The organism is Pseudomonas sp. SWRI81 (genome assembly GCF_014268545.1).
Classification (GTDB): Bacteria; Pseudomonadota; Gammaproteobacteria; order Pseudomonadales; family Pseudomonadaceae; genus Aquipseudomonas; species Aquipseudomonas hamedanensis.
Window position 1 is genome coordinate 1 of sequence record NZ_JABWQS010000047.1, and the last position, 25,437, is coordinate 25,437.

The following is a 25,437-nucleotide window of genomic DNA, read 5'->3' on the forward strand; positions in this document are numbered from 1 at the left end:
TGCACGCCCTCGAACAGACTGCGATCGAACCTCGACGCAGTCAGAATGTCACTCGGGATGCCGTTGTTTTTTTGCCAGCATGAAAGACGGGAATAGGGCATGACGAGGTTCTACGACGCACGCGGCAATATCTACGCAGTGGTTTCTCCCGAAGCCTTGCGCCAGGCCGGCATTGATCTGCCGGCCAGCGCTGCCCAGTGCGCCTCGTCTCGGCAGAAATGGAGCGCAGCAGCAATCGCCCTGTGCTGCCGCTGGCCCGCTGGCCAACGCCCGACGAACAGCAAACCTCACCGCAGCGATGGCCTGCTGATCGGCCCGTTCCAGACATCGGCGCCATTCGATGTGCTGATCGTCAACACCGACGGCTCCCTCGCCGAGCGCAGTGGCAACGGCTTGACGATTTTCTCTCAGGCGTTGGCCGAGCAGGGGTGGATGCCGGGGGAAGGCGCAGTATTGCGCGTTCATCATGACAAGGGCGCAGCAGTGGAAACCTCGGTGAAACCGGCTGAGGTCGAAGGCGTGCGCGGATTTTGGCTTGATCTCGGCCAGCCCGGATTCGGGCCGGATGCCGTGGGTGCGCAGGCGGTTGGGAGCATTCAGTTCAATAGTCGGAACGTCAGCCATGTCCAGCCCTTGGCACAACTCGATCCCGACTGGACGCACAGTCAATTCGTACGCATCGGCAATCCTCACTGCGTAACGCTGCTCAGCGATGCCGGCGCTTTGCCGAGCAACGAGCAGATGCGTGAATCGCCATTGAACGAAGGCCTGATCCAGATTGCTTACGCCACGCCAACCGGTGCCGGTAATCCCTGTCCGGCGGGTGTCAATCTGCAATGGGCCGCGCTGGCGTCGCCGCAGAAAATCCTCGCCCGGGTATTTGAGCGCGGCGAAGGGCCGACCGCGTCATCCGGCACCAGCGCCAGTGCGGTGGCGTGTGCGGCGTGGCGGGTTGGCTGGGTCGAAATGGGTGAAGTGCAAGTGGTCATGCCCGGTGGCACCGCACCGATTTTGCTGGAGGTTTCGGAAGGGGAGTTGCTGCGCGTCAGATTGTTCGGCACGGCGCGGCTGATGGGTTGAATCGTCCACCATCGATCCAAATGTAGGAGTGAGCCTGCTCGCGATGGCGGTGTGTCAGCCACATTACTGTTGACTGATAGAACGCTATCGCGAGCAGGCTCACTCCTACAGGGGGCTTTGTGGTGTACGCAATATTGCGTTCGACTCAGCTCAAGCCGCCACTGAACTCCACCACCGGCATCTGCCGCTTCATCAGCACCTTGCCGTGACGAATCGAATACAGCGGCAAGCCCTGGCTGCGGATCACTTCGTAATCGCTGTCCGCCGAGAGAATCAGCAGGTTCGCCGGGCGGCCCTGTTCCAGTCCATAACGTTCGCCCAGGTGCATGGCCTTGGCGCTGTTGTCGGTGACCAGATCGAGCGCACTTTGCAGGTTGCGATAACCGAGCATGTGGCAAATATGCAGGCCCGCTTCCAAGACGCGCAGGATGTTGCCGTTGCCGAGCGGATACCACGGGTCAACGATTGAATCCTGGCCGAAACACACGTTCATGCCGGCCTCCAGCAACTCGTTGACGCGGGTGACGCCCCGGCGTTTCGGGAAGTTGTCGAAGCGCCCCTGCAAGTGAATGCTCTCGGTCGGGCAGGAGACAAAACTGATTCCGGAGTGGCCGAGCAGGCGGAACAGTTTGGCGCAGTAGGCGTTGTCGTAAGAGCCCATCGCCGTGGTGTGGCTGGCGGTGACGCGCGCGCCCATGTCGCGGCTGCGCGCTTCTTCGGCGAGCACTTCGAGAAAGCGCGAATGCGGGTCGTCAGTCTCGTCGCAGTGCACGTCGACCAGGCATCCGGTGCGCTCGGCCAGGTCCATGAGAAACTTCACCGAGCTGACGCCCTGATCGCGGGTGTACTCGAAATGTGGAATGCCGCCGACCACGTCGGCACCCATGCGGATCGCTTCCTCCATCAGCTCGCGACCGTTGCGGAACGACTCGATGCCTTCCTGCGGAAACGCGACGATTTGCAGGTCGATCAGATGACGGCTCTCCTCGCGCACTTCGAGCATGGCCTTGAGTGCGGTCAGCTGCGGGTCGGTGACGTCGACGTGGGTGCGCACATGCTGGATGCCGTGGGCAGCCAGCGCCTGAATGGTTTTTTTCGACCGGGTCTTGGTGTCTTCTTCGGTGATGGTGACCTTGCGTTCGCCCCAGCACTCGATGCCTTCGAACAGCGTGCCGCTCATGTTCCAGCGCGGCTCGCCGGCAGTCAGGGTGGCGTCGAGGTGGATGTGCGGTTCGACGAAGGGCGGCACCACCAGGTTGCCGCCGGCGTCGAGGTCATTCGGGCCGAGGGTGGGCGCTTCGGTCTGGCGGGCGATGCTGTGAATCAGGCCGTCTTGCAGGTGCAATTCGTGCAGGCCTTCCTGGTTGCGCAGTCGGGCGTTGATGATGTGCATCAGGCGAATCCTTTTTATAAGTCTTGTAGTGGTGCGCTGACGCGACGGGCGCCGAGCATACCGGTGACGATGACATACGTTAGCGCGGCAGCGGCAATCCCTACCAGCGGTGCGACCCACGGCGAGCTGAACGCAGCGATAGTGCCCACGCCGTAGGCCGTCAGCCCCGGCCAGTTGAACGCGGGCAACCGTGCGTCGGCCAGACGCGGATAGTGCCCGCGCCAGCGATAGAAGAAGTCGGCCATGATCACCCCGCCAATCGGCGGAATCACCGTGCCGAGCAGAATCAGATACGGCACCAGCATGTCGTACATGCCCAGCAGCGCGAGCAGGGTGCCGATCACCGCGCCGCCGAGGGTCACGGTCTTGCGCCGACCGGTACGCAGCAAATTGCAGCCGGCCACGGCAAAGTTGTAGATGGTGTTGTCCTGAGTGCTCCAGATGTTCAGCAACAGCATCGCCATTGCCGCCATGGCGAAACCCTGCAACAGCAGCACTTCGACCACGTCCGGTTGCTGATAGACGATCGCGCCGTACGCGCCGATCAGCACCATCAGGCCGTTGCCGATGAAAAAGCCGATCAGACTGGCCAGCACCGCCACCCGCGCCGAACGTGAGAATCGCGTCCAGTTGGTCGCTTGCGTCGCGCCGCTGACGAAGGTGCCGAACACCAGGGTGATCGCGGTCGACCCATCCAGCGAGCCCGTTGGCACCACGCTAAGCAAGCCTTCGAAGCCGCCGACTTTTACGGTCGCAACCCACATCGACAGCATCAGCAGCAACATCATCGCCGGCACCGCGATGTACGACAGAATCTCCAGCCCGCGATAACCGATGTAGGCGGTGGCACAGAAGCCCAGACCGAACAGCACCATCAGGCCCAGCACCGTGGCTTCATTCAAATCAAAGTATTTGCCGATGACCACGGCAGCCGTTGCCGTGCCCCAGGCGTACCAGCCGATCTGGGTGAAACCGAGGATCAGGTCGCTGAGCTTGCTGCCGACTTCGCCAAAGCAAAAGCGCCCCATCAAGACCGAGTTGAGGCCACTTTTGAACGCGATGTAACCCAGGCCTGCGGCGTACAGGCCGAGCAGCAGGTTGCCGACGATGATCACCGCCATCATCTCGGCAAAACCGAACGCGACCCCGAGCTTGCCGCCGGCAAACATGGTCGCGGTGAAAAACGTGAAGCCCAGTAACACCATCGCCGTCGAGGCCAGGCCTTTGCGTGCGTGCATCGGGACTTCGCTGAGGGGGTAATCGTTGCCGGGGGCGTTCTGCGTCATGGGGAGTCCTTGCTGGAAGGGGGAAGACGCGGGAGGGTTGCAGCGGTCGTGCCAAACAATGGCAATGCGCGGTATGTATAGAAAAGGCTGCGATCCTCGGCGCGAAATGGTGCACCTGACTTCACCGAAGCCCAATGTGGGAGCGGGCTTGCTCGCGAAAGCAGTGTGTCAGTCAACAGATGTACTGTTTGAAAGAATGCCTTCGCGAGCAAGCCCGCTCCCACAGGGGGTTTGTGCTGGTTTAAAGAAAGCGCAGCAATGCGGCGACGATGGCTTCGGGGGCATCTTCCTGAACGAGGTGGCCGGCGTTGGGGATGGCGTGGAATTGTGATCCCGGGATCATTTGCTGCAACGCGCGGCCACGTTCGATGGGAACCCACTGATCCTCCTCGCCCCAGAGCATCTGTACCGGACAGCGGATCGCCGGATACAAGCCTTCGGCCTCACGGGTATAACGCTCGTCCATCTGCGCAATCTGCCGGTAGAACGCCGCTTGCCCCGGGTTACCGAGCCATGGCTGGACATACGGCGCCAGTTCCTCATCGGCAATCTGGCGGTGAATCGCGCCACGAATATAGGTCGGCACGATGGCGCGCTGGATGTAATCGGGCAAGCCGCTGAACGCTGCCTCATGCTGACGCACATGCTGCACGAACGGCGAGCCCCATGGCGTCAATGCGACCGGATCGATCAGGCTCAGGCTGCGGTAATCCCTGCCGTTGAGCAGGTGTGTACGCAACACCGTGGCGCCGCCGAAATCGTGGGCGACCACGTCCGGATTCTGCAGGTTCCAGTGGTCGAGCAACTGCGCCAGGAGCTGGTTCTGCACCCCGAGGGAGACGTCGGCGTCTGGCTGTGCGGACTGTCCATAACCGAGCAGATCGAAATAGTGCACTCGGTGCGTGGCGAAAAAGTGCGGGGCGATGCGCTGCCACACATAAGACGAAAACGGCGTGCCATGCCCGAACACCAGCGGCGGGCCGTCGCCGCGCACGGCATAGCGCACCTGATGCCCGTTGAAGTCAAAGACCTGATCCAGCAGCCAGTCCGTCATGGGCCTGTCCTCTTGGCGGGTTTGAGCCAAAAAGCATAGGCGTAAAAAAACAGCCGTGAAGGCTGTTTGTTCGTTGGCTGACACGCCGCCTGTCCCTGTGGGAGCGGGCTTGCTCGCGAAGGCATTGTGTCAGTCACTATTTATTTCAATGGCAAACCGCATTCGCGAGCAGGCTCGCTCCCACAGGATTGTGCAGTGCCCTCTGGATCGGCTTATTCCCCGCGATAAATGCAGCCGCTGGTGCAGGTCTCATGAATGCGGATCGCGCTGAGTTCCGGCAGCAGCGGCTTCAGTTCTTTCCAGATGAATTTGGCCAGCACTTCACTGGTCGGGTTTTCCAGACCGGGAATGTCATTGAGATAGTTGTGGTCGAGACGCTCGTACAGCGGCTTGAAAATCGCCTTGATCTCGGAGAAGTCACGAATCCAGCCAGTGTGCGGATCAAGGTTGCCGCTCAGGTGGATGGCCACCTTGAACGAGTGACCGTGCAGGCGCCCGCACTTGTGGCCGTCCGGGACGTGCGGCAGGCGGTGGGCGGATTCGAAAGTAAATTCCTTGAAGATTTCCACGGTATTTTCGGCTCTGTTCAGATGGCGTTCGCCGCAGCGATTCGGGCAGGCGGCGAGTTTATCAGCTTGTATCTGGCCGTGCTGACTAAAGGGTCAGCAACTGATCGGCGAGGCGACCGTTGGCTGTCAGTTCGAGAAACTCATCACCCAGCCGGCGGCTTTCGTCCATTGCCGTGTGCCAGTATTTCTGCCGGCTCGGGGCATCGCCCATGAAACGTTTGAAGTCGTTGCGATCCGGCAGCTTGCCGTAGGGCAGGCGCGCCAGATATTCCTTCGACGGCGCAAGCAGCAGCACGTCTTGCAAGCGCTGCACCGAAGCGCGGCGCCACGGCAGGGTCTTGTCGAACCAGCCGGGAATCACCCGGTCGGTGAAATGCGGATAGAGCACAATGCCGTCGCCGCTGTAGGGCAGGTCGAGGTGATAGTCGAGCAGGCCGCCGTCACGGAACGTGCCCGCGCCAGCGCCGGGCAAGTCACGCACACCTTCCATGACCATCGGAATCGACCCCGACGCCAGCAGGGCCTGACGCAGGTTGCCGGCATTGAGGGTAACGAAGCGCGACGGAAAATCGATCAACGCATCAAGCGGTGGCGCCAGGCGCGGATCGTGGATGATCAGTCGCTCGAAGTGGCGCGACAGGCGGGCGCGCCCACGCAGGTTGTCGGCAATCACCGAACCCAGGGCCAGACCGAGCCGGCCGCGATGATCCTCGGTCAACCGCCCCTGGCTTTTCACTACCATGATGTTCAAGCGGTAATGGGTATTTTCGAGGATGCTCGCATCGCGGCCGTCGAGCAGGTCATTGAGCATGCGCTGCGAGCTCTGGCTGATCTCGGCCATGGTCACGCCCTTGTTGAAATGCTGCTCGGCGTAAAGATGACCGAGCCGGCGCAAGCCTTCGGCGGCGTCCGGCAGGCAGGCACTGGCGAAGCGCCAGGAGCCGACCGATGCACCAATCAGCGACCGCTCGCGCGGCGCGCTCGGCAGCCATTCGCCGAACAGCGCCAGGTCCAGCCCCTGAATCCCCAACGCCTTCGGCCCGCCGGCGGCGCCGGGCAGGGTGCCGACATCGGCGGCGTTCAAACCTTGGGCACGAATCCGCGCCATGGCCCGCGGGCCGGCCTTGAGGGTGAGGGCGGGGAACTTGATATGGATGGCGGTCATACCGGTCTCGATCATTAGCAAGCTGGCGATTATAAGCCGATGTTGCAAACCCTTGCAGGTTTTGCTTCAGGCTGTGGATTGGTGGTGAAGAGGGCACAATGATGGCCATTCAGTTTCAGTTAAGTTGCTCCCGCTAAGGTGCTTACCGTAAGCAACATATAAGAATTCGGAGACACCCATGAACACCCTGACTGCCCTGACCACTGCCTCGATCATCGGCTTCACCGCCAGCCTGGCTCACGCGCGCGATCTGGGGCCTGATGAAGCCCGGCGCCTGCAAGACGCTGGTATTATCCTGCCCTTCGAGAAGCTCAACGCCGCCGCGCTGGCCAAACACCCGGAATCCCGAATCACCGATACCGAACTGGAAAAACAGTACGGCAAGTACATCTACCAAATCGAGTTACTTGATCCGAAAGAGGTCAAGTGGGACCTGGAATTGAACGCCGCCGATGGTGAAGTGCTCAAGGATCATCAGGATACGTAATGAAGCTTAATATGCGCGCCACCCGCCTGACGGCGTTGGCGCTGGTGCTGTTTTGTACCACAGCCATGGCCCGCGACCTCGATCAGGACGAGGCGCTGGACCTTCGCCGTCAGGGCGTGATTCTGCCGCTGGAGCAAGTGCTGCAACAGGCCATGGACCGCTACCCCGGCGCCAAACTGCTGGAAGTCGAGCTGGAAGAAAAACACGACGTGTACATTTACGAAGTCGAATTGCTGACGCTCGAAGGCGTGGCCCGCGAACTGCACCTGAAGGCCGATACCGGCGAATTAGTCAAAGACAAGGAAGATTGATCGATGCGTTTGCTTCTGGTGGAAGACCACGTACCACTGGCCGACGAATTGCTCGCCGGCCTGCAACGCCAAGGCTACGCAGTGGACTGGCTGGCGGACGGCCGTGACGCGGTGTATCAGGGCAGCACTGAACCCTATGACCTGATCATCCTCGACCTCGGCCTGCCCGGGGTGCCGGGTCTCGACGTGCTCGGGCAATGGCGTGCGGGCGGTCTGGCGATTCCGGTGCTGATCCTCACCGCACGCGATTCCTGGGCCGAGCGCATCGAGGGACTGAAGGCCGGCGCCGACGATTACCTGACCAAACCGTTTCACCCCGAAGAGTTGTACCTGCGCATCCAGTCCTTGCTGCGCCGCTCTAAAGGACAGTCCAACCAGTCGACGTTGCAAGCAGCCGGCCTGCATCTGGACGAGGGCCGTCAGTGCGTGGTGCGCGACGGTGCCGACGTTCAGCTGACCGCTGCCGAATTCCGCCTGCTGCGCTATTTCATGTTGCACCCGGAGCAGATCCTTTCGAAAAGCCACCTCGCCGAACACCTCTATGACGGTGAAACAGAGCGCGATTCCAACGTCCTTGAAGTGCACGTCAATCACTTGCGGCGCAAGTTGGGCAAAAGCGTGATCGAAACCCGTCGCGGCCAGGGTTACCTGTTTGGCGGGCAAGCTTCGTGAGATCAATCCAGCGCCGTTTGAGCCTGGGGTTGATCAGCGTCATGGTGATCGTCGGTCTGGTGCTGGCGCAGACCAGTCTGTGGTTGTTCGAAGTCGGTTTGCAGCGCTATCTCGAAGCCGGTCTGCGCAACGACAGCGAAAGCCTGCTGGTGGCGCTGGTGCGCGGCCCGCAAGGCCTGCAACTGGATGAGCGGCACTTGTCGCCGGCTTATCAACGGCCCTTTTCCGGGCATTACTTCCGCATCGATTTTTCCGACAGCCATTGGCGCTCACGCTCGCTGTGGGATCAGGACTTGCCACTGCTTGAACAGCCGGGCCTGCACAGCAATCTGCAACTGGGCCCGGGCGGTCAGCGCTTGCTGGTGTTGCGTTCGGACTATCGCCGGCTGGGCCAGTCGATCTCGATCAGCGTTGCCCAGGATTACACGCCGGTCAGCGACAGTTTTCTGCGCATGCGCCAGATTGGCGTGGGCCTGGGGCTGGCGGCGCTGCTGCTGATTCTGTTTTTGCAACGCCTGACCGTGCGCCGTGCGTTGAAACCGCTGGAACGCGCCCGTGAACAGATCGCCCAGTTGCAACAGGGCCAGCGTTCGCAGCTCGATGATCAGGTGCCGGTGGAACTGGAACCGCTGGTGGCGCAGATCAACCATTTGCTCGCACACACCGAAGACAGCCTCAAGCGTTCGCGCAACGCTTTGGGCAACCTCGGCCATGCGCTGAAAACTCCGTTGGCGGTGCTGCTGAGCCTGGCCTCCAGCGAAAAACTCGATGACCATCCCGAGCTGCGCAAGGTGCTCAAGGAACAACTGGAGCAGGTGCAGCAACGCCTCAATCGCGAACTCAATCGCGCACGCCTGTCCGGTGATGCGCTGCCCGGGGCGTTGTTTGATTGCGACGCCGAACTGCCGGGCCTGCTGGCAACGCTGAACATGATTCACGGCGAGCATCTGGCCTTGAGTTATGTCGCGCCGCCCGGGCTGCAATTGCCGTGGGACCGCGAGGATTTGCTGGAACTGCTTGGCAACCTGCTCGACAACGCCTGCAAGTGGGCGGATGCCGAGGTTCGCTTGAGCGTTATCGAGCGCACCGATGGCTTTGCCCTGAGTGTGGAAGATGACGGGCCGGGAATTCCCGAAGAGCAACGCGCTCAGGTCTTCAGCCGTGGCACGCGGCTGGATGAGCAGACTGACGGGCACGGTTTGGGCCTGGGTATCGTGCGGGATATAGTCGATACGTGGGGCGGCTTGCTGGTCTTGGGCGAGAGTGAGTGGGGCGGGTTGAAAGTGGTGGTTGAACTGCCGAAACGCTAACCCAAGCCTTGTGCAAATCCTGTAGGAGTGAGCCTGCTCGCGATGGCGATGTCACATTCAGCATCGACGTGACAGACGAACCGCTATCGCGAGCAGGCTCACTCCTACAAGAGAATCTCGGTGGGTTTCAGACCCGAAACTGATCCATCAGGCTCTGCTGCTGATTCGCCAGGCTATTGAGCGACTGGCTGACCCGCGCCGACTCGTTCGCCTGTCCAGACAACGACTCCGTCACATCACGTATCGTCGCCACATTATTGTTGATCTCTTCAGCCACCGCGCTCTGTTCTTCGGCGGCGCTGGCGATCTGCAGGTTCATGTCGCTGATCACCGTCACCGCATCGCCAATCTGCCGCAGCGCCGTCACCGCTTGCCCGACCTGTTCAACGCTGCCCTGGGCCTGCCGGTGGCTGTTGCCCATCGAGTCGACCACTTCCTGCGTGCCGTTCTGCAACTGTTCGATGACTTGACGGGTTTCTTCCACCGACTCCTGCGTGCGGCGGGCGAGGTTGCGCACTTCGTCGGCGACCACGGCAAAACCGCGTCCGGCTTCACCGGCGCGTGCCGCTTCGATAGCGGCATTGAGGGCCAGCAGGTTGGTTTGCTCGGCGATGGCGCGGATGGTTTCCAGCACCGTGCCGATCTTCTCGCTGTTGGCGGCCAGGCCTTCGACCTGGATCATCGCCGCGCTCATGTCGGCGGCAAGGGTATCGATGCTCGCGGTGGTGCGGTCAATCACGGTCAGGCCCTGACGGGTGGCGCGGTCGGCGTCCTTGGCGGCTTCGGCGGCCTGTGCGGCACTGCGTGCGACGTCTTGCGCAGTGGCGCTCATCTCATGGGAGGCCGTGGCAACCTGATCGACCTGACGGTATTGCTGTTCCATACCGGCGCTGGTCTGGGTGGCGATGGCCGAGGACTGGTCGGCGGTGTTGCGTGCGTCCTGCACCGAGCGTTTGACCTCGGCGATGATCGGCTGCAGTTTGTCGAGGAAGCGGTTGAACCAGCCGGCCAGTTGCCCGAGTTCATCCTGCTTGTCGTAGGCCAGACGCCGGGTCAGGTCGCCTTCACCGCTGGCGATGTCTTCGAGCATGTGCGCCACGCCGAGGATCGGTCGGGTCACGCTGCGCGCCATCAGCCACACCAGCAGCAGGCCGATCAGCGCGGCCAGTGCGCCCAGGCTCAGTTCGATCAGGGTGCCGGAGGTGTTGCTCGCGTCCAGTTGCTGCTTGAGCGCCTCGGCGCGGCTGACCAAGACCTTCTCCGGCACATCGAGCAGCACGCCCCAGGCCGGGCCATCGGGAATTGGCTGGAACGGCGACAGCACTTTCAACTGACCGTTGCTGTGCAGGCTGCTGACGCTGCGGCTGGCACTGAGCAGGCGCAGCAGTTCGCTGCCGCTGGTCTGGTCCACGGCATCGAGGCGCTGAACGAGCTTGCCGGCGTCCGGGCTGTAACCGGCGAGCAGGCCGGTCGGACTGATGATGCTCACCGCGGTCTGGCCGTCATAGAGCTTCTGGCTCGCCGCCTGGCTGATGGCTTGCAGGCTGTTGAGGTTGATGTCTACCGACAGCGAGGCGATGACTTTGCCGTTGACCATCAGCGGAAAAACGATGCTGGTCATCAGCACGTTGTGGCCGTCGATTACATAGAAGTACGGCTCGATCACGCAGGGCTTGAGCGTGGTGCGCGGGCAGGTGAACCAGGCGTTGGCGGCCTGACCGCCGGGGCCGGTCCTGGTGTCGCTCATGTCGCTTTCCGGCAGCGCCATCGAGGTCACTTTGCCCGGAGTCGGTTGCGACCAGTACAGGGCGAATCGGCCCTTGTCGTTGCTGCCCAGTTCGGCCTGATCGGCAAACAGCTCGTCCTTGCCATCCAGCGCGTTGGCTTCGAATACCAGCGACAGGCCGAGCAGATCCGGGTTGGCTTGCAGCGCGGATTTGACCTGACGGGTCATGTCTTCACGCAGGTCGAAGGCATCGAGAAAACGCTTCTCGGCCTGCTCGCGCAGAAACAGCACTTGCCGCGAGAAACCGTGGCCATACTGGTAGGCGTCCATGAACTGTTGGCGAATACCGGCGGCCTGCACTTCACCTTGCGACTCGATACGCGCCTGCGCCGACTCGGTGAGCATTTCCATGCTCGAGGCTTTTACCAGTGCAGAACTGTGCTCCATGCGATACAGCGAAAGACCCACCAACAGGGTCACGATACCGGCCAGGCACAGGCCGGCGAGCAGGGTGATTTTCCATTGGATGGAAAGTGGTCGGAGCGACATGGGAACATCCTTATTCGATAAATATCTGAGACTTTGCACTGTAGCGGCCGTGGTTCGGCTTTCTTTATGCCGTGAACGCAATATGACCGATTGCCGCATGCTGGTCCTGTGGTCCTGTGGTCCTGTGGCGAGGGGATTTATCCCCGTTCGGCTGCGAAGCAGTCGTGACACCCGCGTATAGGGTTATTTCGCAGATCGCTGGGGGCGGCTTCGCCACCCAGCGGGGATAAATCCCCTCGCCACAGGGCTTTGACACCGCCGCCACTCTGCGGCACAGTGCGCGCCCTCTAATAAGACCCTCTTTGCCAATCCGCCGGCCAACCCCGCGCGGACTCATCCTGTCTGGCGGTGTGTTTTCACCCGCAGTGTTTTTTGAGGTAGTGAAATGAATGCAGTCATAGCAGCCGTCGGCGTCATGCTGATCCTCAGCCTGTCGCGCGTGCATGTGGTGATCGCTTTGATCGTCGGCGCGCTGGTCGGTGGCCTCACCGGTGGCCTGGGCATCGAAGCGACGCTCAAGGCGTTCAACAGCGGCCTGGGCGGCGGGGCGACGGTGGCGTTGTCCTACGCTTTGCTCGGCGCTTTCGCGGTGGCGATTGCCAAGTCCGGACTGGCCCACGCCCTGGCCGACAAGGCCCTGGCGATGGTAGACCGGCAACACGCAGCCGGTGGTGGCAACGTCAAGTGGCTGCTGATTGGCCTGTTGTGGGTGGTGGCGATTGCCTCGCAAAACATCCTGCCGATCCACATCGCTTTCATTCCGCTGCTGGTGCCGCCGCTGCTCTATGTGCTGACCAAGCTGCAACTCGACCGCCGGCTGATCGCCTGTGTGATGACCTTCGGTCTGATTACCCCGTACATGTTCCTGCCGGTGGGCTTTGGCAACATCTTCCTCAATGAGATTCTGCTGGCCAACGTCGCGCGCAGTGGCGTCGACATCAGCGGCATCAATGTCACCCACGCCATGGGCATTCCGGCGCTGGGCATGTTGGTCGGCCTCGGTATCGCGTTTATCAGCTACCGCAAGAAACGCGTGTACGACCTGGCAAAGATCGAGCAGGTCGAGCAAACGGCGGTGCAGTACAACCCGCTGAGCCTGGTGATCGCCGGCGTGGCGATTGCCGCGGCGTTCATCATTCAACTGTTGCTGGACTCGATGATTATCGGTGCGCTGGCCGGTTTTCTGATCTTTTCGGCGTCGGGCATCGTCAAGTGGCGCGAGACCGATGACCTGTTCACCGAAGGCATGAAGATGATGGCGATGATCGGTTTCATCATGATCGCCTCGTCCGGTTTCGGCGAAGTGATCAAGGCCACCGGGGAAGTGCAGACGCTGGTACAGACTTCGGCAGCGTGGATCGATCACAGCAAGGCGGTCGGAGCGCTGATGATGCTGCTGGTGGGCTTGCTGGTGACCATGGGCATCGGTTCGTCGTTTTCCACCGTGCCGATCCTTGCAGTGATTTTCGTGCCGCTGTGCGTGCAACTGGGTTTCAGCCCGATCGCCATTGTCTGCATCGTCGGCACCGCCGGCGCGCTGGGTGACGCCGGCTCGCCGGCCTCGGACTCGACCCTCGGTCCGACCTCCGGCCTGAACATCGACGGCCAGCACCACCACATCTGGGACACCGTGGTCCCGACCTTTCTGCATTACAACCTGCCGCTGCTGGTGTTTGGCTGGGTGGCGGCGATGGTCCTCTAAACGCCCCACCAACCCCCTGTAGGAGTGAGCCTGCTCGCGATAGCGATGTATCCGTCGCCTCATCCGCTGACTGATACACCGCTATCGCGAGCAGGCTCACTCCTACAGGGGATCGGGTTGTTCCCGGATTCAACTTTTGCTGCGGCGTGCCGTTAAAGCCTTTAACCACGCCAACAAAATCAAAAGAGTGAGTCCCCATGCGCCTGAGTCTCAAGGCTAAAGTCCTGTCCCTTGCCGTCCTGCCGGTGCTGCTCTTTGCACTGGTCATCAGCGTGACCACGCTGTTCATCCTCCAGGAACAGGCGCGCAAGGAAGTCGAACAGACCCGCGAGCGCCTGCTCGGCGACGCCAAGGCCACCCTGCAAAGTTACGTCGCCGTGGCCATGACCACGATCAAACCGTTGTACGACGCGGCAGCCCCGGGCGATGACGCGGCGCGAGCGCAGGCGATCAAACTGCTCTCGGGCATCCGCTACGGCAAGGACGGCTACTTCTTCGGCTACGACTCCGCGATCGTGCGCCTGTTCAAGGCCAACGATCCTGATGGCGTGGGCAAAAGCTTCAAGGACAACCGCGACCCTAATGGCGTCTACGTCAACCTCGGTCTGGTGAATGTGGCGAAGGACGGCACCCACTATCTGCAATACAGTTCGCCACTGCCAGGTAACGCCAAGGTGCTGGTGCCGAAACTCGGTTACACCGAATACCTGGCGAAATGGGACATGGCGGTCGGTACGTCGGTCAACCTCGACGGCATCGAAGCCCAGGTGGCGCAGGTCGAAGCCCAGGTGCAGGAACGAGTGCGAGGCGTGGTGCTGAGCATTGCCGGTGTTGCCGTGTTGGTGTTGTTGGTGATCGCGGCGGCGGGGCTGTTGCTGGCCAATACCATCCTGCGGCCGCTGACCCTGATGAAGGCCAACCTCGACGACATCGCGGCGGGCGAGGGCGACCTGACCCGTCGCCTGAACATCACCAGCCAGGACGAACTCGGCGAACTGGCGGGTTCGTTCAACCGCTTCGTCGACAAGATCCACGGCCTGGTGCGACAGATCACCGAGATGACCACGCAACTGACCGGGCTGGTGACGCAGGTGTCCGATCAGGCGCAGCGTTCCGATCAGGCGATGGAGCGTCAGCGCCATGAAACCGATCAGGTCGCCACGGCGATCAACGAAATGTCCGCCGCGGCCCAGGAAGTGGCGAAGAGCGCACAAAACGCCGCCGTCGCCGCCCAGCAGACCGACGCAGAAGGCCAGAGCGCCAAGCGCGTGGTGGCCGGCAGCATCAAGCAGATTCATGCGCTGGTCGACGACATCCGCAGCAGCGGCGTGTCGCTGGACAGCCTGCAACAGGACGTGAGTTCGATTGTCGGCGTGCTTGGGGTGATCCGTTCGATTGCCGAGCAGACCAACCTGCTGGCCCTCAACGCCGCGATCGAAGCGGCGCGGGCCGGTGAGGCCGGGCGCGGGTTTGCGGTGGTCGCGGATGAAGTGCGTGCGTTGGCCAGTCGTACGCAGATCAGCACTCAGGAAATCCAGGGCATGATCGACCGCTTGCAGGCGGGCACGCAGCAGGCGGTCGAGGCGATGCGCCGTTCCAGCGAGGCCGGCGATGGCACTTCACAGCAGGCCAATCAGGCCGGGGCGTCGCTGGACGCGATGGCTGCGCTGATCGCCACGATCAACTCGATGAACGCGCAGATCGCCAGCGCGGCGGAAGAGCAGACGGCGGTGGCCGAAGAGATCAACCGCAGCGTGCATCAGATTGCGGTGGCGGTGGACAGCGTGGCGGATGAAACGCAGTTGGGCGCGCAGACCTCGCGCAGTCTGGCAGAGCTGGGGCAGCGGCTGGGCAAGCTGGTCGGCCAGTTCCGCATCTGAAGAACGCGGCGAAACCTGTAGGAGTGAGCCTGCTCGCGATAGCGGTGGGTCAGACACATTGATGTTGGATGTGCCGACGCCATCGCGAGCAGGCTCACTCCTACATGGGATTTGTATGCAATTCAGCTCCTGTCCCAATACGGGATTTCGCCGAAGCACTCGACAAAAAAATCAATCACCGTCCGCACCTTCACCGACAAGCGCCGACTCCCCGGCCACAGCACCGCAATCTGCTGCGGCTCCAGACTGTTCGACACCTGATAGTCCCCGAGCACCGGCACCAGCGTGCCTTCGCGCACCGCTTCACCAATCAGCCACGACGGAAACATCACCAGCCCCAGCCCCTGCTCGGCGGCTTGGGTGAGGGTGTCGGCGTGGTTGCCGGTGATCGGGCCTTTTATCGAGTAGGGCGTCCAGTCCTCGCCATCGCGGCGAAAAAACCAGCGTTGTTGACCCGTCGCGCCTTTGTACGCCAGGCACTGGTGCTGCGCGAGCTGGTCGGGGTGTTGCGGGGTGCCGTGGCGCTTGAGGTACGCCGGGCTGGCCGCGACCTGAAAGCGGTGCGGGGCGATGATCCGCGCCTGCATGCTCGAATCGTGCAGCGCGCCGATGCGAAACAGCAGGTCGGCGCCTTCCTGCAAGGGGTCGACGTAATGGTCGGTCTGCTGGATATCCAGTTGCAGCTTCGGATAGCGCGCGCACAGCTGGCCGAGCCACGGCGTCAGGTGGCGTTGGCCGAATACCACCGGGGCGTTGATGCGCACCAGTCCCGTGGGTTCGCTTTGTTGCTCCTGCAGGGCCTGTTCGGCTTCCTCCAGTTGCACCAGGACCCGCCGCGCGTGGTGGCCGAGCATGCGCCCGGCTTCGGTCGGGGTAACGGCGCGAGTGTGGCGGTAGAGCAATTGCTGGTTCAGTGCTTGCTCCATCAACTGGATTTGCCGGGAGATCGACGACGGTGCCACGCCTTCACGGCGGGCCACTTCGGAAAAACTGCCGTGGTCGAGTACCGCAACAAATAACCTGAGTGCCTTGAATCCCAGTTCGTTGAGCCCGTGCATGAGGTGTCTCGCTGTGCGTGATGCGCAAAAGTGTTGTCCGGATGCTCCCATTTATCGCACAGCTGCGCCAGCCGATAATCCGCGCCATCATTTATGAGTGTGGAAGGTTGTTTATGCAAACGTTGAATGAAGGGGCGGTCGCGGCGCCGGTGAGGCAGTCGGTGTTGCGCCTGTTGTTGCTGCCGCTGGTGATTCTTGCCGGCATGGGCTTGTCGGTCGAGGCGGGACTGCTCGGACCGTTGGGCACGCAGGTCGGGCATCTCTGGGCGACCTTGAGCATCTTCGGTGTGGGCTCGGCGATTCTGTTTTTGCTGCTGCTGTTCGCTGGCCCGCAAAAAGGTCCGGCGCTGACCGAGCTGCCGCGCTGGCAGTTGATCGGTGGGTTCCTCGGGCCGATGTACGTGGTGGTGCTGACCCTGGCGACGCCGCACATCGGCATTGCCATGACGATGATTGCGATTTTGTCCGGGCAGGTCGGCAAGAGTGTGTTGATCGACCACTTCGGCTGGTTCGGCGCAACGCGCAAGAAGGTCAACGGCGAGCGCTGGCTGGCGTTGGGTTTGATTGTGGTGGCTTTGGTTCTGATTGCGCGGGGGTGAGTGATGGGTCTGGTGATTTTGTTGGCGGTGGTGGTATTGGCCGGTGCGGTATTGAGTGTGCAGGCCGCTATTAATGGGCGTCTGGGTGAAACCGTTGGCGTGCTGCGCAGCAGTTTGCTGACGTTTGTGGTGGGCGCGGTGGTGACCGGGTTGTTGATTCTGTTTTTCGAGCCGGCACAGGCAGTGAGTCTGCTTGAGGTGCCGAAGTGGCAACTGACCGGGGCGCTGTTTGGTGTGGTGTACATGATGGTGATGGTCGGCGCGGTGCCGGTGGTCGGCACGGCAGTGGCGACGGTGGCGGTGATTGTCGGGCAGTTGGGGATGGGCATGTTGATCGATAATTTTGGCTGGCTGGGGAATCCGGCGATCGAGCTGTCTTCGAGCCGGATGCTGGCGATGGTGTGTTTGGCGGTGGCTCTTGTATTTATGTATCGGAGTTCGCGTCGGGCGCAGTGATTGGATATTTGGATTTGGGGGGGTATCCGTTTTTTCGGGGGCTGCGGCTGGCGGTTCCGCCCTTACGGCGGGTGACTTTGGGGGCCCAAAGTAACCAAAGGCCTTTTGCCCTGACGTGCGGCCCCTCGCCTGGGCTCGGGGTGCCTTCGCTGCGGGATCGATCCGGGCGCAGCGTTTCCGGTTTGCTTCGCTGCACCTCCTTCCGCTGTGTACGACTGCGTCGTACGGTCGCTGCGCTCCCACGCCCGGATCAATCCCTCCACTCAGCCTTCCGACGGGCGCCGTGCATCAAGATCAAGAGCCTTACTCGAGCTAACGCTCATTGTGTTGAGTGGTGAGAAGCAAAAGCGGTACTCGAGCTAACGCTCATTGTGTTGAGTGGTTAGGAGCCAACGCGGCACTTGAGCTAACGCTCATTGTGTTGAGTGGTTGGGAGCCAACGCGGTTTGCTTTGCTTTTGTTTTTGCTTTTCTGTGGGAGCTGGCTTGCCAGCGAAGGCGGCCTGGCAGCCGACCCATATCCGTCGGATTCCCCCAATCCCATTGTAGGAGTGAGCCTGCTCGCGATGAGGGCCGGGCCGCCAACCATTTCTATCAGATTTCCCAATCCCCCTGTGGGAGCGAGCCTGCTCGCGAAAGCAATCCGTCCGTAACTCAGTCCCTCGATACCTGCACACTCTGCAACCACCTCCTACACTGTCCCTCACGGTTTGCATTCAAGCCTCAGACAACCACTCAAGGAGTCTGTCCCATGCCTGATAAAAAATGCGACTGCCCCAACTGTAATTGCATGATCAAGGAGGGCGAGCATTCGTACGCTGTGCACGGCCAACACTATTGCTGTGAAGCCTGCGCGCATCACCATAAACACGGTGAAGAATGTGCAATGAAGGGGTGCGGTTGCGCCCATCCGAAATAACGACGGCCATAAAAAAAGTGGAGCCTAATCAGGCTCCACTTCCAGTTTCAGACTGTCGTCATCTCGCCGCTCCACATGCCGCACAGTGCCTTGCAGTGTCCGCCCTTCGACCTTGACCACGATGATTTTCGCCTGATCCAGGTCATCCGGCACCGGTGCCTTGACGCACAAGGTGAAGCGGTACGGGTCGTCCGCGACTGTTTCCAGTCCGACTTCGCAGTTTACCGTTTTGGTGATTTGGCCAAAGAACGTGGTCAGGCCGTAGTCCAGCCGGGCCGGGTGGCAGGTGTCGTTCATCGGGCGATTCCCCCTTATCCGGTCAGGCCGATGTGTTCATTTGGTCTGGCGCCAGGTGACGTTTTCCAGGCCGAATTTTTCTGCCATCGGTTTGCTGGTCTTCTGCACCTGTTCACGGCCAAAGCGCGGGATTCGACCGACGCCCGCGTCGCAGCTTGCCCAATGCCAGGCTTCGGCGTTGTCCATTTTGTCCGAGCGGATAATGAACGACTTGGCTGTGCCATGAAGGGTGTAGTCGATGACGTAGAGTTTTGCGTTGTTCATAAAGCCCGTATTCCTCCCTGTGGTATTAAAAGGAACGCAGTGGGCCGGGAAAATTCCTTTGGATTGTCCGACGGTCTCTATCGTTGGCGACGGGTGGGCTCGCTGGTTACCATGGCGGCTTCGTCAATCCTGCGTGAATGCCCGCCATGGCCCTTGCCGCGCCGCCTGATCTGAGTGATACCGATGTGCCCGTGCAACCGCTGGCGCGAACCTATCCGCGTGGATTGTTTATCGAGCCGCACGAGCATGCATGGGGCCAGTTGCTGTATGCGATGAGCGGGGTGATGTGGGTCGAGACGCCCCACGAAGCGCTGGTGGTACCACCGCAGCGCGCGGTGTGGCTGCCGCCTGGGGTGCCGCACGGGATTCGTGTGGTGTCGGACTTGCAGATGCGCAACATCTATTTGCGTCCGGCCCTGGCGGCGACGCTGGATGCGACGGTGCAGGTGATCGAGGTCGGCGGTTTGCTGCGGGAGTTGATCATCGGGCTGGTGGAGCAGGGCGACAACGGTCAGCCCGCGTATTACGAAGCGTTGGTCGGGCTGGCGCTGCTGGAGCTGCAACGTGCCAGGCGTTCGCAGTTGAAGATTCCGATGCCGGATCAGTCCGACCGGCGTTTGATGAGCTTGTGTCAGGCGGTCATGGCCGCGCCGTCGCTGGAAATTCCGTTCGAGCAACACGCGCAGAACGCCGGGGCCAGCGTGCGCACGCTGGCGCGGTTGTTCAAGGACAGTCTGGGCATGGGCTTCGCCGAATGGCGGCGTCAGGTGCAACTGGCGACGGCCGTGGCCGCGTTGATTCAGGGCGTGGCGGTGAGTGTCATCGCCCGCGAGCTGGGCTATTCGCCGAGCAGCTTCAGCGACATGTTTCGCCGGGAGCTGGGGGTGGCGCCTTCGCAATTTATCACTGGCTGAACGCAACCTCTGTAGGAGTGAGCCTGCTCGCGATAGCGGTGTGTCAGTCAATCAATGTTTACCTGATACACCGCTATCGCGAGCAGGCTCACTCCTACAAAGGGGTTCGGTGAATTCAGGTTTGTCCGAAATTCAGAAGTCCTTGGCCGATGCCGTTGCGCCCCTTTCCCTAGACTCTGCCTATTCCTTCAAGCGGCGGAGTTCCCCCATGAACTACCTCATTTCTCTGGCCATCGGCCTGGGCGTCGGCCTGCTCTACGGCGCGCTCGATTTTCGTTCTCCCGCGCCGCCGGCCATCGCGCTGGTCGGTCTGCTCGGCATGTTGGCCGGCGAGCAGTTGTGGCCGATGGGCCGGCAATTGGTCGCTGGCTGGTTGTCCTGAATTTGCCTTTTCCTATTCGGTGGATGTGCCCATGAAAGCGTTGCAATTCGATCAAACCGGCGACCTGTCTTCCCTGCGTTTCGTCGACGTCCCGACCCCGGCCCCCGGCGTCGATGAGGTGCTGGTGCAGATCAAGGCTGCCGGCCTCAATCCCAGCGATGTGAAGAACGTGCTCGGCCGTTTTCCCTACACCACATTGCCTCGCATTCCGGGTCGAGATTTTGCCGGTGTGGTGGTTCAGGGACCGCAAGCGTTGATCGGTCAGGAAGTCTGGGGCACCGGCCGTGAGCTGGGCTTTTTCGCCGACGGCGCCCATGCGCAATTCGTCAAGCTGCCGGCCAGCGGCGTGGCGCACAAACCGGCGCATCTGAGTTTCGCCCAGGCAGCCAGCCTAGGCGTGCCGTACACCACGGCGTGGGATGCGCTGGAACGCAGCCTGGTCAGCGCCGACACGCACTTGCTGGTGATCGGCGGCGGGGCTGTGGCGACGGCGGCCTTGGCTTTGGCGAAAGTGCGTGGCGCGCAGGTGCTGGCGGCGGCGCGCAGGCCTGAGCAGGTAGCGGATCTGCAGGCGCAGGGCTACCAAACGATTCAACTCGGCCGTCCTGAAGAACTCGGCGCACAGGTCAACGCGGTGTATCGCGGCGGCGCCGACGTGATCTTCGACACCACCGGTTTCTGGCTACCGGCCTCGGTGGCGGCACTGGCGACTTTCGGGCGCATCGCAATCATCGCCGCACCGGTGGACGGCCACGTGCAATTGCCGGCGCTGGCGCTGTATCGCAAGGGCGGCTCGGTGGTCGGGATCAATTCGTTGTTGTACGGCGTGGAAGCGTGCGCGGTGATGCTTGAGCAATTTGGCCGGTTCTTCGATGAGGATCGGTTGCCATTGCCGCAAGGGTTGGTAGAAGTACCGCTGGCAGAGGGGCCGGTGCGCTACGCCGAGGTCAATCAGGGCGGCGGGGACAAGATCATTTTGATTCCCTGACGTACATTCCCCAGACACATCGAACCCGTGTAGGAGTGAGCCTGCTCGCGATGGCGGTGTGTCAGTTAAATATACGGCGACTGACACACCGCTTTCGCGAGCCCCCCCCCCCACTCCCACAGGGAATTGCGTTCAAATGTGGGAGCGAGCCTGCTCGCGAAGGGGCCGCTCAGTCAGCATAAAAATCTGCTGTCTCGCGCTCTGCTAGAATCCGCCCCATTCATAGCCAGAGACTCCCCCATGAGCGAGCCGATTCGTCTGACCCAATACAGCCATGGCGCCGGTTGTGGCTGCAAGATTTCCCCGCAGGTGCTGGAAGTAATCCTCGCCGGCAGCGGCGCACAGAACCTCGATCCAAAACTCTGGGTCGGCAACGCGTCGCGCGATGACGCGGCGGTGTATGAGATCGATGCCGAGCGTGGCGTGGTGTCGACCACCGATTTTTTCATGCCGATTGTCGATGATCCGTTCGACTTCGGCCGCATCGCCGCGACCAATGCGATCAGCGACATCTACGCGATGGGCGGTGATCCGTTGATGGCGATTGCGATCCTCGGCTGGCCGGTGAATGTACTGGCGCCGGAAGTGGCGCGCGAAGTGATTCGGGGTGGCCGTGCGGTGTGCGATGCGGCGGGGATTACCTTGGCCGGCGGGCACTCGATCGATGCGCCGGAGCCGATCTTCGGTCTGGCGGTGACCGGTCTGGTGGAAAAGCGCCACATGAAACGCAACGACACCGCCACTGCCGGTTGCCTGTTGTACCTGACCAAGCCGCTGGGCATCGGCATCCTCACCACCGCCGAGAAAAAGGGCAAATTGCGCGCCGCCGATGTCGGCGTGGCCCGTGACTGGATGTGCACCCTGAACAAGCCCGGCAGCCGTTTCGGCAAGCTTGCCGGCGTCACCGCGATGACTGACGTCACCGGTTTTGGCCTGCTCGGGCATCTGGTGGAAATGGCTGATGGCAGTCAATTGACCGCGCGCATCGCCTACGACCGCGTGCCGCGTCTGGACAGCGTCGAGTACTACCTCGATCAGGGCTGCGTGCCGGGCGGTACGCTGCGCAACTTCGACAGCTATTCGAGCAAGGTCGGTCGTGTGCAGGAGCTGCACAAACGCGTGCTGTGCGATCCGCAAACCAGCGGCGGTCTGCTGATTGCGGTCACCCCTGAAGGCAACGACGAGTTCCTTTGCGTGGCTGCCGAACTGGGCCTGGACCTGGCGCCGATCGGCGAGCTGGTTGAGCGACAGACGAACGCGGTCGAGGTGATTTGATGCTCCGCGCCAGCACCGACTACCGCGACATTTTTCTCAACGACAGACCGATGATGGACGCCCGTGCCCCGGTCGAGTTTCACAAAGGCGCGTTTCCCGGCGTGGTCAATCTACCGCTGATGAACGATCTGGAACGGCAGAAGATCGGCACCTGCTACAAGCAGCAAGGGCAGCAAGCCGCCATCGAACTCGGTCATCAACTGGTGTCCGGCGCGGTCAAGGCCGAGCGCATTCAGGCCTGGGCCGAGTTCGCCCGGGCCCATCCTGATGGTTATTTGTATTGTTTTCGCGGCGGCCTGCGCTCGCAGATCACCCAGCAGTGGCTGCGTGACGAGGCCGGCATCGACTATCCGCGCGTTGGTGGCGGTTACAAGGCGATGCGCAATTTCCTCATCGATACCCTCGATCAGGCTATCGCGCAGTGTGATTTTGTTTTGCTGGGCGGCATGACCGGCACCGGCAAGACCGAGGTGCTGGTGCAGTTGCGCAATGGCCTGGACCTGGAAGGTCACGCCAACCATCGCGGCTCCAGCTTCGGCAAGCGCGCCACCGGGCAGCCGTCGAACATCGATTTCGAGAATCGCCTGGCCATCGACATTCTCAAGAAACGTGACGCCGGTATCGAGCAGTTTGTGCTGGAGGATGAGAGCCGGGTGGTTGGCAGTTGCGCCTTGCCGCTGCCGCTATACCAAGGCATGCAGGCGTACCCGATGGTCTGGCTGGAAGACCGTTTCGAGGATCGTGTCGAGCGGATCCTGCGCGATTACGTGGTTGACCTTTCGGCGGAGTTTGCCCAGGTCCATGGCGACAACGGCTTTGCGTTGTTCGCCGAGCGGTTGCTGGAAAGTCTCAACAACGTGCAGAAGCGTCTCGGTGGCGAGCGCCATTCGCGGATGCTGCTGTTGATGGAGCAGGCGCTGGCGGAGCAGGGACGTAGCGGCGCGGTGGATCTGCATCGCGGCTGGATCGAGGGTTTGCTGCGCGAGTATTACGACCCGATGTATGTGTTCCAGCGCGAGAAGAAGGGCGGGCGGATCGAGTTCGCCGGGGAGCGTGGGGCGGTGATCGAGTATTTGCGTCAGCGGGTGAGTCAGAAGGTTTGAGGTGGAAGCGACTGGCCTCATCGCGAGCAGGCTCACTCCTACAGGTGGAACGCATTTCAAATGTAGGAGTGAGCCTGCTCGCGATGAGGCCCGATCAAACAACACAAAACTCAGGTCGGGCAAGTGTCCTTGCCATTATCCAGCCCCTGTTTGTAACTGTGACTCTGCAAGCTGGCCTTGCCGTTGTGCCACTTCAGCGTCAGCACGTACAGCGAGTCGAAGTCGCTGCCCGCCCAGTCTTCGGTGATGCTCTGTTTTTTGCCGACCGCGTTGCCCGCCACCTTGTTGATCAGCTCCGGCAGATAGCCATGGGACCACGCGGTGTAGATCGTCGAGTTGTGGTATTTCTCATCCAGCAGTTCGCGGGCCAGATCGCTGGTGTCGTTGGCGGAAAACTCGATGTTCACCGGCAGGCCGAGCTTGATCGCGGCCGGGCTGATGGTCATCAGCGGGCGGATGTAGCTGTAGGAATTGTCCAGCTCACCTTCCTCGACATTGCGCGTCGGGTTGGCGGCGAACACGTAATCGGCCTTGCCGAATTTTTCCGGCAGCAGCGTCGACAAGTCGATCGCCCGGTTCAGGCCCTGACAGTTGAGCTGGCCGAGGCCGCCTTCGGGTTTTTCCGCATGGCGCAGGAACACCAGCGTCTGCGTGCCGTCCGCCGGTTGCGCGCGGCTTTCGCTTGATTCGAGTGATAAAAACAGCGCACTGACTGCCAGCAGGGAGGGCAGGGCCACGTACGCGCGATGTTTGAAGCGATTGGCGAAACGCATAAGGTTCGTCATGAAATAAAGGGTTCTTCAGCAAATCGGTTAAGGCTGACAAACCTTTGCACCGCGGGCTCCCAGCACCGGGTGTTTCCCTGTCGTGAACAGCTTCCTCTGCGAAAAGGCATAGCTCAGAGTCTCCTGAGGGCCATTTGGTTCGATCGTGCAAGTGCGCAGCACTCTAACGGCAACCTTCAACGGCTTGGGGGTAAGTTAGCGACTGGATGTTACGGTTCGTGTAGGCGCTGCAGCAGGCCTACATTATGATCGGCTTTCAATTTGTGACTGGATGCTTCCAATGACCGATCTGTCTGCATTCCCGATTACCCAGAAATGGCCGGCGCAGTACCCGGACTGGATTCAGCTCTACTCCCTGCCGACGCCCAACGGCGTCAAAGTGTCGATCATGCTCGAAGAAATCGGCTTGCCGTACGAGCCGCACCGCGTCGGCTTTGACACCCACGACCAGACGTCGCCGGAGTTTCTTTCGCTGAACCCGAACAACAAGATCCCCGCAATCCTCGATCCGCACGGCCCGGAAGACAAGCCGCTGCCGTTGTTCGAATCCGGCGCGATCCTGATCTATCTGGCCGACAAGAGTGGCCAGTTGCTCGCTCAGGAAGGTGCGTTGCGCTACGAGACCATTCAATGGCTGATGTGGCAGATGGGCGGCGTTGGCCCGATGTTCGGCCAGCTGGGTTTCTTCAACAAATTCGCTGGCAAGGATTACGAAGACAAGCGTCCGCGTGACCGCTATGTCGAGGAGAGCAAGCGCCTGCTCAACGTGCTCAACACGCGCCTCGATGGCCGCGACTGGATCATGGGCGAGCGTTACACCATCGCCGATATCGCCACGTTCCCGTGGGTGCGCAACCTGATCGGGTTCTATGAGGCCGGCGATCTGGTCGGCATCCAGAACTTCCCCAATGTCACGCGGGTGCTGGAGCGCTTTCTCGCCCGGCCGGCGGTCATCCGCGGCCTGACCATCCCGTCCTGACTCAACACATTCCCCTTGTAGGAGTGAGCCTGCTCGCGATAACGGTGTGTCAGATGTGAATTTATCAACTGACACACCGTTATCGCGAGCAGGCTCACTCCTACAGGAGATTTATGATGGTCCGCAGATTATTGCAGGCTCAGTAACGCTCTGTTGATTGATCCAGGTTTGTCCCTCGCCCGCCGCAAGGCATAAGCTTCACCCCCTACGACTTTCGTCTCATCCGCTGTTTTCA

The 25,437-nt window shown here is 61.4% G+C and carries 26 protein-coding genes; 16 read left to right on the forward strand and 10 right to left on the reverse strand.

Annotated elements, in window-relative coordinates; all coding sequences use genetic code 11:
* Window positions 1-99 precede the first annotated feature (99 nt).
* Window positions 100-1,080: a diaminopimelate epimerase gene (locus HU765_RS22770; protein ID WP_186623118.1), complete on the forward strand. Its 981-nt coding sequence runs from the start codon at window positions 100-102 to the stop codon at window positions 1,078-1,080.
* A gap of 145 nt (window positions 1,081-1,225) precedes the next feature.
* On the opposite strand, the gene codA is transcribed toward HU765_RS22770, so the two are convergent.
* The 5 genes from codA to HU765_RS22795 all read right to left on the reverse strand — a co-directional run bounded on the left by codA (window position 1,226) and on the right by HU765_RS22795 (window position 6,547).
* The gene (gene codA, locus HU765_RS22775; protein ID WP_186623119.1) at window positions 1,226-2,473 is read right to left on the reverse strand and encodes a cytosine deaminase; all 1,248 of its coding nucleotides are present in this window, start codon (window positions 2,471-2,473) and stop codon (window positions 1,226-1,228) included.
* Between the two features lie 14 nt (window positions 2,474-2,487).
* Complete coding sequence (gene codB, locus HU765_RS22780; RefSeq protein WP_186623120.1) at window positions 2,488-3,759, reverse strand: cytosine permease; 1,272 nt, start codon at window positions 3,757-3,759, stop codon at window positions 2,488-2,490.
* Between the two features lie 241 nt (window positions 3,760-4,000).
* Window positions 4,001-4,813: an alpha/beta hydrolase gene (locus HU765_RS22785; RefSeq protein ID WP_186623121.1), complete on the reverse strand. Its 813-nt coding sequence runs from the start codon at window positions 4,811-4,813 to the stop codon at window positions 4,001-4,003.
* Between the two features lie 212 nt (window positions 4,814-5,025).
* The gene (queD, locus tag HU765_RS22790; RefSeq protein WP_186623122.1) at window positions 5,026-5,382 is read right to left on the reverse strand and encodes a 6-carboxytetrahydropterin synthase QueD; all 357 of its coding nucleotides are present in this window, start codon (window positions 5,380-5,382) and stop codon (window positions 5,026-5,028) included.
* Window positions 5,383-5,467: 85 nt separating this feature from the next.
* On the reverse strand, window positions 5,468-6,547 hold the full coding sequence (locus HU765_RS22795; protein ID WP_186623123.1) for a patatin-like phospholipase family protein: 1,080 nt from the start codon (window positions 6,545-6,547) through the stop codon (window positions 5,468-5,470).
* A 178-nt stretch (window positions 6,548-6,725) separates the two neighbouring features.
* On the opposite strand from HU765_RS22795, the gene HU765_RS22800 reads away from it, so the two are divergent.
* Genes HU765_RS22800 through HU765_RS22815 form a run of 4 tightly spaced genes read left to right on the forward strand, consistent with a single transcriptional unit; the run spans window position 6,726 to window position 9,327 of the window.
* Window positions 6,726-7,034, forward strand: coding sequence for a PepSY domain-containing protein (locus HU765_RS22800; RefSeq protein WP_186623124.1), 309 nt, complete (start codon window positions 6,726-6,728; stop codon window positions 7,032-7,034).
* A complete protein-coding gene (locus HU765_RS22805; RefSeq protein WP_186552605.1) occupies window positions 7,034-7,345 on the forward strand; it encodes a PepSY domain-containing protein in 312 nt (103 codons plus the stop codon). Before HU765_RS22800 ends, HU765_RS22805 begins: the two co-directional genes overlap by 1 nt.
* A gap of 3 nt (window positions 7,346-7,348) precedes the next feature.
* Complete coding sequence (locus HU765_RS22810; RefSeq protein ID WP_186552606.1) at window positions 7,349-8,017, forward strand: response regulator transcription factor; 669 nt, start codon at window positions 7,349-7,351, stop codon at window positions 8,015-8,017.
* Window positions 8,014-9,327 (forward strand): ATP-binding protein, encoded by a 1,314-nt coding sequence (locus tag HU765_RS22815; RefSeq protein WP_186623126.1) that lies wholly within the window; start codon window positions 8,014-8,016, stop codon window positions 9,325-9,327. The genes HU765_RS22810 and HU765_RS22815 overlap by 4 nt, the downstream gene beginning before the upstream one ends.
* A gap of 127 nt (window positions 9,328-9,454) precedes the next feature.
* Here HU765_RS22815 and HU765_RS22820 read toward each other — a convergent pair whose 3' ends face one another.
* Window positions 9,455-11,602: a methyl-accepting chemotaxis protein gene (locus HU765_RS22820; RefSeq protein ID WP_186623128.1), complete on the reverse strand. Its 2,148-nt coding sequence runs from the start codon at window positions 11,600-11,602 to the stop codon at window positions 9,455-9,457.
* A 385-nt stretch (window positions 11,603-11,987) separates the two neighbouring features.
* Here HU765_RS22820 and HU765_RS22825 point away from each other — a divergent pair, with 385 nt between their 5' ends.
* A complete protein-coding gene (locus HU765_RS22825) occupies window positions 11,988-13,304 on the forward strand; it encodes a Na+/H+ antiporter NhaC family protein (protein ID WP_186623130.1) in 1,317 nt (438 codons plus the stop codon).
* 197 nt (window positions 13,305-13,501) lie between these two features.
* Complete coding sequence (locus HU765_RS22830) at window positions 13,502-15,184, forward strand: methyl-accepting chemotaxis protein (protein WP_186623132.1); 1,683 nt, start codon at window positions 13,502-13,504, stop codon at window positions 15,182-15,184.
* A 122-nt stretch (window positions 15,185-15,306) separates the two neighbouring features.
* On the opposite strand, the gene HU765_RS22835 is transcribed toward HU765_RS22830, so the two are convergent.
* Window positions 15,307-16,242 (reverse strand): LysR family transcriptional regulator, encoded by a 936-nt coding sequence (locus HU765_RS22835; RefSeq protein WP_186623133.1) that lies wholly within the window; start codon window positions 16,240-16,242, stop codon window positions 15,307-15,309.
* A gap of 113 nt (window positions 16,243-16,355) precedes the next feature.
* On the opposite strand from HU765_RS22835, the gene HU765_RS22840 reads away from it, so the two are divergent.
* The 3 genes from HU765_RS22840 (at window position 16,356) to HU765_RS22850 (ending at window position 18,215) form a co-directional block, all read left to right on the forward strand.
* Complete coding sequence (locus HU765_RS22840) at window positions 16,356-16,841, forward strand: DMT family transporter (protein ID WP_186551757.1); 486 nt, start codon at window positions 16,356-16,358, stop codon at window positions 16,839-16,841.
* 3 nt (window positions 16,842-16,844) lie between these two features.
* The gene (locus HU765_RS22845; protein WP_186551758.1) at window positions 16,845-17,297 is read left to right on the forward strand and encodes a DMT family transporter; all 453 of its coding nucleotides are present in this window, start codon (window positions 16,845-16,847) and stop codon (window positions 17,295-17,297) included.
* Window positions 17,298-18,047: 750 nt separating this feature from the next.
* Window positions 18,048-18,215, forward strand: a complete 168-nt coding sequence (locus tag HU765_RS22850; RefSeq protein ID WP_186551759.1) for a metallothionein — start codon at window positions 18,048-18,050, stop codon at window positions 18,213-18,215.
* Window positions 18,216-18,239: 24 nt separating this feature from the next.
* Here HU765_RS22850 and HU765_RS22855 read toward each other — a convergent pair whose 3' ends face one another.
* Together HU765_RS22855 and HU765_RS22860 are read right to left on the reverse strand one after the other, a co-directional pair.
* Window positions 18,240-18,512, reverse strand: a complete 273-nt coding sequence (locus HU765_RS22855; RefSeq protein WP_186623135.1) for a hypothetical protein — start codon at window positions 18,510-18,512, stop codon at window positions 18,240-18,242.
* Between the two features lie 36 nt (window positions 18,513-18,548).
* Entirely contained in the window at window positions 18,549-18,776 is a 228-nt protein-coding gene (locus HU765_RS22860; RefSeq protein ID WP_186551761.1) for a DUF6555 family protein, read from the reverse strand.
* A gap of 137 nt (window positions 18,777-18,913) precedes the next feature.
* On the opposite strand from HU765_RS22860, the gene HU765_RS22865 reads away from it, so the two are divergent.
* The 5 genes from HU765_RS22865 (at window position 18,914) to mnmH (ending at window position 23,438) form a co-directional block, all read left to right on the forward strand.
* Window positions 18,914-19,690 (forward strand): helix-turn-helix transcriptional regulator, encoded by a 777-nt coding sequence (locus tag HU765_RS22865; RefSeq protein WP_186623137.1) that lies wholly within the window; start codon window positions 18,914-18,916, stop codon window positions 19,688-19,690.
* A 208-nt stretch (window positions 19,691-19,898) separates the two neighbouring features.
* Window positions 19,899-20,072: a DUF1427 family protein gene (locus HU765_RS22870; protein ID WP_007969534.1), complete on the forward strand. Its 174-nt coding sequence runs from the start codon at window positions 19,899-19,901 to the stop codon at window positions 20,070-20,072.
* Window positions 20,073-20,103: 31 nt separating this feature from the next.
* A complete protein-coding gene (locus HU765_RS22875) occupies window positions 20,104-21,060 on the forward strand; it encodes a zinc-binding alcohol dehydrogenase family protein (protein WP_186623139.1) in 957 nt (318 codons plus the stop codon).
* Between the two features lie 240 nt (window positions 21,061-21,300).
* Window positions 21,301-22,335, forward strand: a complete 1,035-nt coding sequence (gene selD, locus HU765_RS22880; protein WP_186623141.1) for a selenide, water dikinase SelD — start codon at window positions 21,301-21,303, stop codon at window positions 22,333-22,335.
* Window positions 22,335-23,438, forward strand: coding sequence for a tRNA 2-selenouridine(34) synthase MnmH (gene mnmH, locus HU765_RS22885; protein ID WP_186623143.1), 1,104 nt, complete (start codon window positions 22,335-22,337; stop codon window positions 23,436-23,438). The genes selD and mnmH overlap by 1 nt, the downstream gene beginning before the upstream one ends.
* 110 nt (window positions 23,439-23,548) lie before the next feature.
* On the opposite strand, the gene HU765_RS22890 is transcribed toward mnmH, so the two are convergent.
* Window positions 23,549-24,223 carry a histidine phosphatase family protein gene (locus tag HU765_RS22890; RefSeq protein ID WP_186623145.1) on the reverse strand — a complete coding sequence of 225 codons (675 nt, stop codon included), beginning with the start codon at window positions 24,221-24,223 and terminating at the stop codon, window positions 23,549-23,551.
* Between the two features lie 280 nt (window positions 24,224-24,503).
* Here HU765_RS22890 and HU765_RS22895 point away from each other — a divergent pair, with 280 nt between their 5' ends.
* Window positions 24,504-25,202 (forward strand): glutathione binding-like protein, encoded by a 699-nt coding sequence (locus tag HU765_RS22895; protein WP_186623147.1) that lies wholly within the window; start codon window positions 24,504-24,506, stop codon window positions 25,200-25,202.
* Window positions 25,203-25,437: the final 235 nt, after the last annotated feature.

Bases quoted from the DNA above. Each gene is read 5' to 3' on its own strand.
- HU765_RS22770 (WP_186623118.1), top strand. From the start codon at position 100: ATGACGAGGTTCTACGACGCACGCGGCAATATCTACGCAGTGGTTTCT.
- codA (WP_186623119.1), bottom strand. From the start codon at position 2,473: ATGCACATCATCAACGCCCGACTGCGCAACCAGGAAGGCCTGCACGAA.
- codB (WP_186623120.1), bottom strand. From the start codon at position 3,759: ATGACGCAGAACGCCCCCGGCAACGATTACCCCCTCAGCGAAGTCCCG.
- HU765_RS22785 (WP_186623121.1), bottom strand. From the start codon at position 4,813: ATGACGGACTGGCTGCTGGATCAGGTCTTTGACTTCAACGGGCATCAG.
- HU765_RS22795 (WP_186623123.1), bottom strand. From the start codon at position 6,547: ATGACCGCCATCCATATCAAGTTCCCCGCCCTCACCCTCAAGGCCGGC.
- HU765_RS22800 (WP_186623124.1), top strand. From the start codon at position 6,726: ATGAACACCCTGACTGCCCTGACCACTGCCTCGATCATCGGCTTCACC.
- HU765_RS22805 (WP_186552605.1), top strand. From the start codon at position 7,034: ATGAAGCTTAATATGCGCGCCACCCGCCTGACGGCGTTGGCGCTGGTG.
- HU765_RS22810 (WP_186552606.1), top strand. From the start codon at position 7,349: ATGCGTTTGCTTCTGGTGGAAGACCACGTACCACTGGCCGACGAATTG.
- HU765_RS22820 (WP_186623128.1), bottom strand. From the start codon at position 11,602: ATGTCGCTCCGACCACTTTCCATCCAATGGAAAATCACCCTGCTCGCC.
- HU765_RS22825 (WP_186623130.1), top strand. From the start codon at position 11,988: ATGAATGCAGTCATAGCAGCCGTCGGCGTCATGCTGATCCTCAGCCTG.
- HU765_RS22830 (WP_186623132.1), top strand. From the start codon at position 13,502: ATGCGCCTGAGTCTCAAGGCTAAAGTCCTGTCCCTTGCCGTCCTGCCG.
- HU765_RS22835 (WP_186623133.1), bottom strand. From the start codon at position 16,242: ATGCACGGGCTCAACGAACTGGGATTCAAGGCACTCAGGTTATTTGTT.
- HU765_RS22840 (WP_186551757.1), top strand. From the start codon at position 16,356: ATGCAAACGTTGAATGAAGGGGCGGTCGCGGCGCCGGTGAGGCAGTCG.
- HU765_RS22845 (WP_186551758.1), top strand. From the start codon at position 16,845: ATGGGTCTGGTGATTTTGTTGGCGGTGGTGGTATTGGCCGGTGCGGTA.
- HU765_RS22850 (WP_186551759.1), top strand. From the start codon at position 18,048: ATGCCTGATAAAAAATGCGACTGCCCCAACTGTAATTGCATGATCAAG.
- HU765_RS22855 (WP_186623135.1), bottom strand. From the start codon at position 18,512: ATGAACGACACCTGCCACCCGGCCCGGCTGGACTACGGCCTGACCACG.
- HU765_RS22860 (WP_186551761.1), bottom strand. From the start codon at position 18,776: ATGAACAACGCAAAACTCTACGTCATCGACTACACCCTTCATGGCACA.
- HU765_RS22865 (WP_186623137.1), top strand. From the start codon at position 18,914: ATGCCCGCCATGGCCCTTGCCGCGCCGCCTGATCTGAGTGATACCGAT.
- HU765_RS22870 (WP_007969534.1), top strand. From the start codon at position 19,899: ATGAACTACCTCATTTCTCTGGCCATCGGCCTGGGCGTCGGCCTGCTC.
- HU765_RS22875 (WP_186623139.1), top strand. From the start codon at position 20,104: ATGAAAGCGTTGCAATTCGATCAAACCGGCGACCTGTCTTCCCTGCGT.
- selD (WP_186623141.1), top strand. From the start codon at position 21,301: ATGAGCGAGCCGATTCGTCTGACCCAATACAGCCATGGCGCCGGTTGT.
- mnmH (WP_186623143.1), top strand. From the start codon at position 22,335: ATGCTCCGCGCCAGCACCGACTACCGCGACATTTTTCTCAACGACAGA.
- HU765_RS22890 (WP_186623145.1), bottom strand. From the start codon at position 24,223: ATGACGAACCTTATGCGTTTCGCCAATCGCTTCAAACATCGCGCGTAC.
- HU765_RS22895 (WP_186623147.1), top strand. From the start codon at position 24,504: ATGACCGATCTGTCTGCATTCCCGATTACCCAGAAATGGCCGGCGCAG.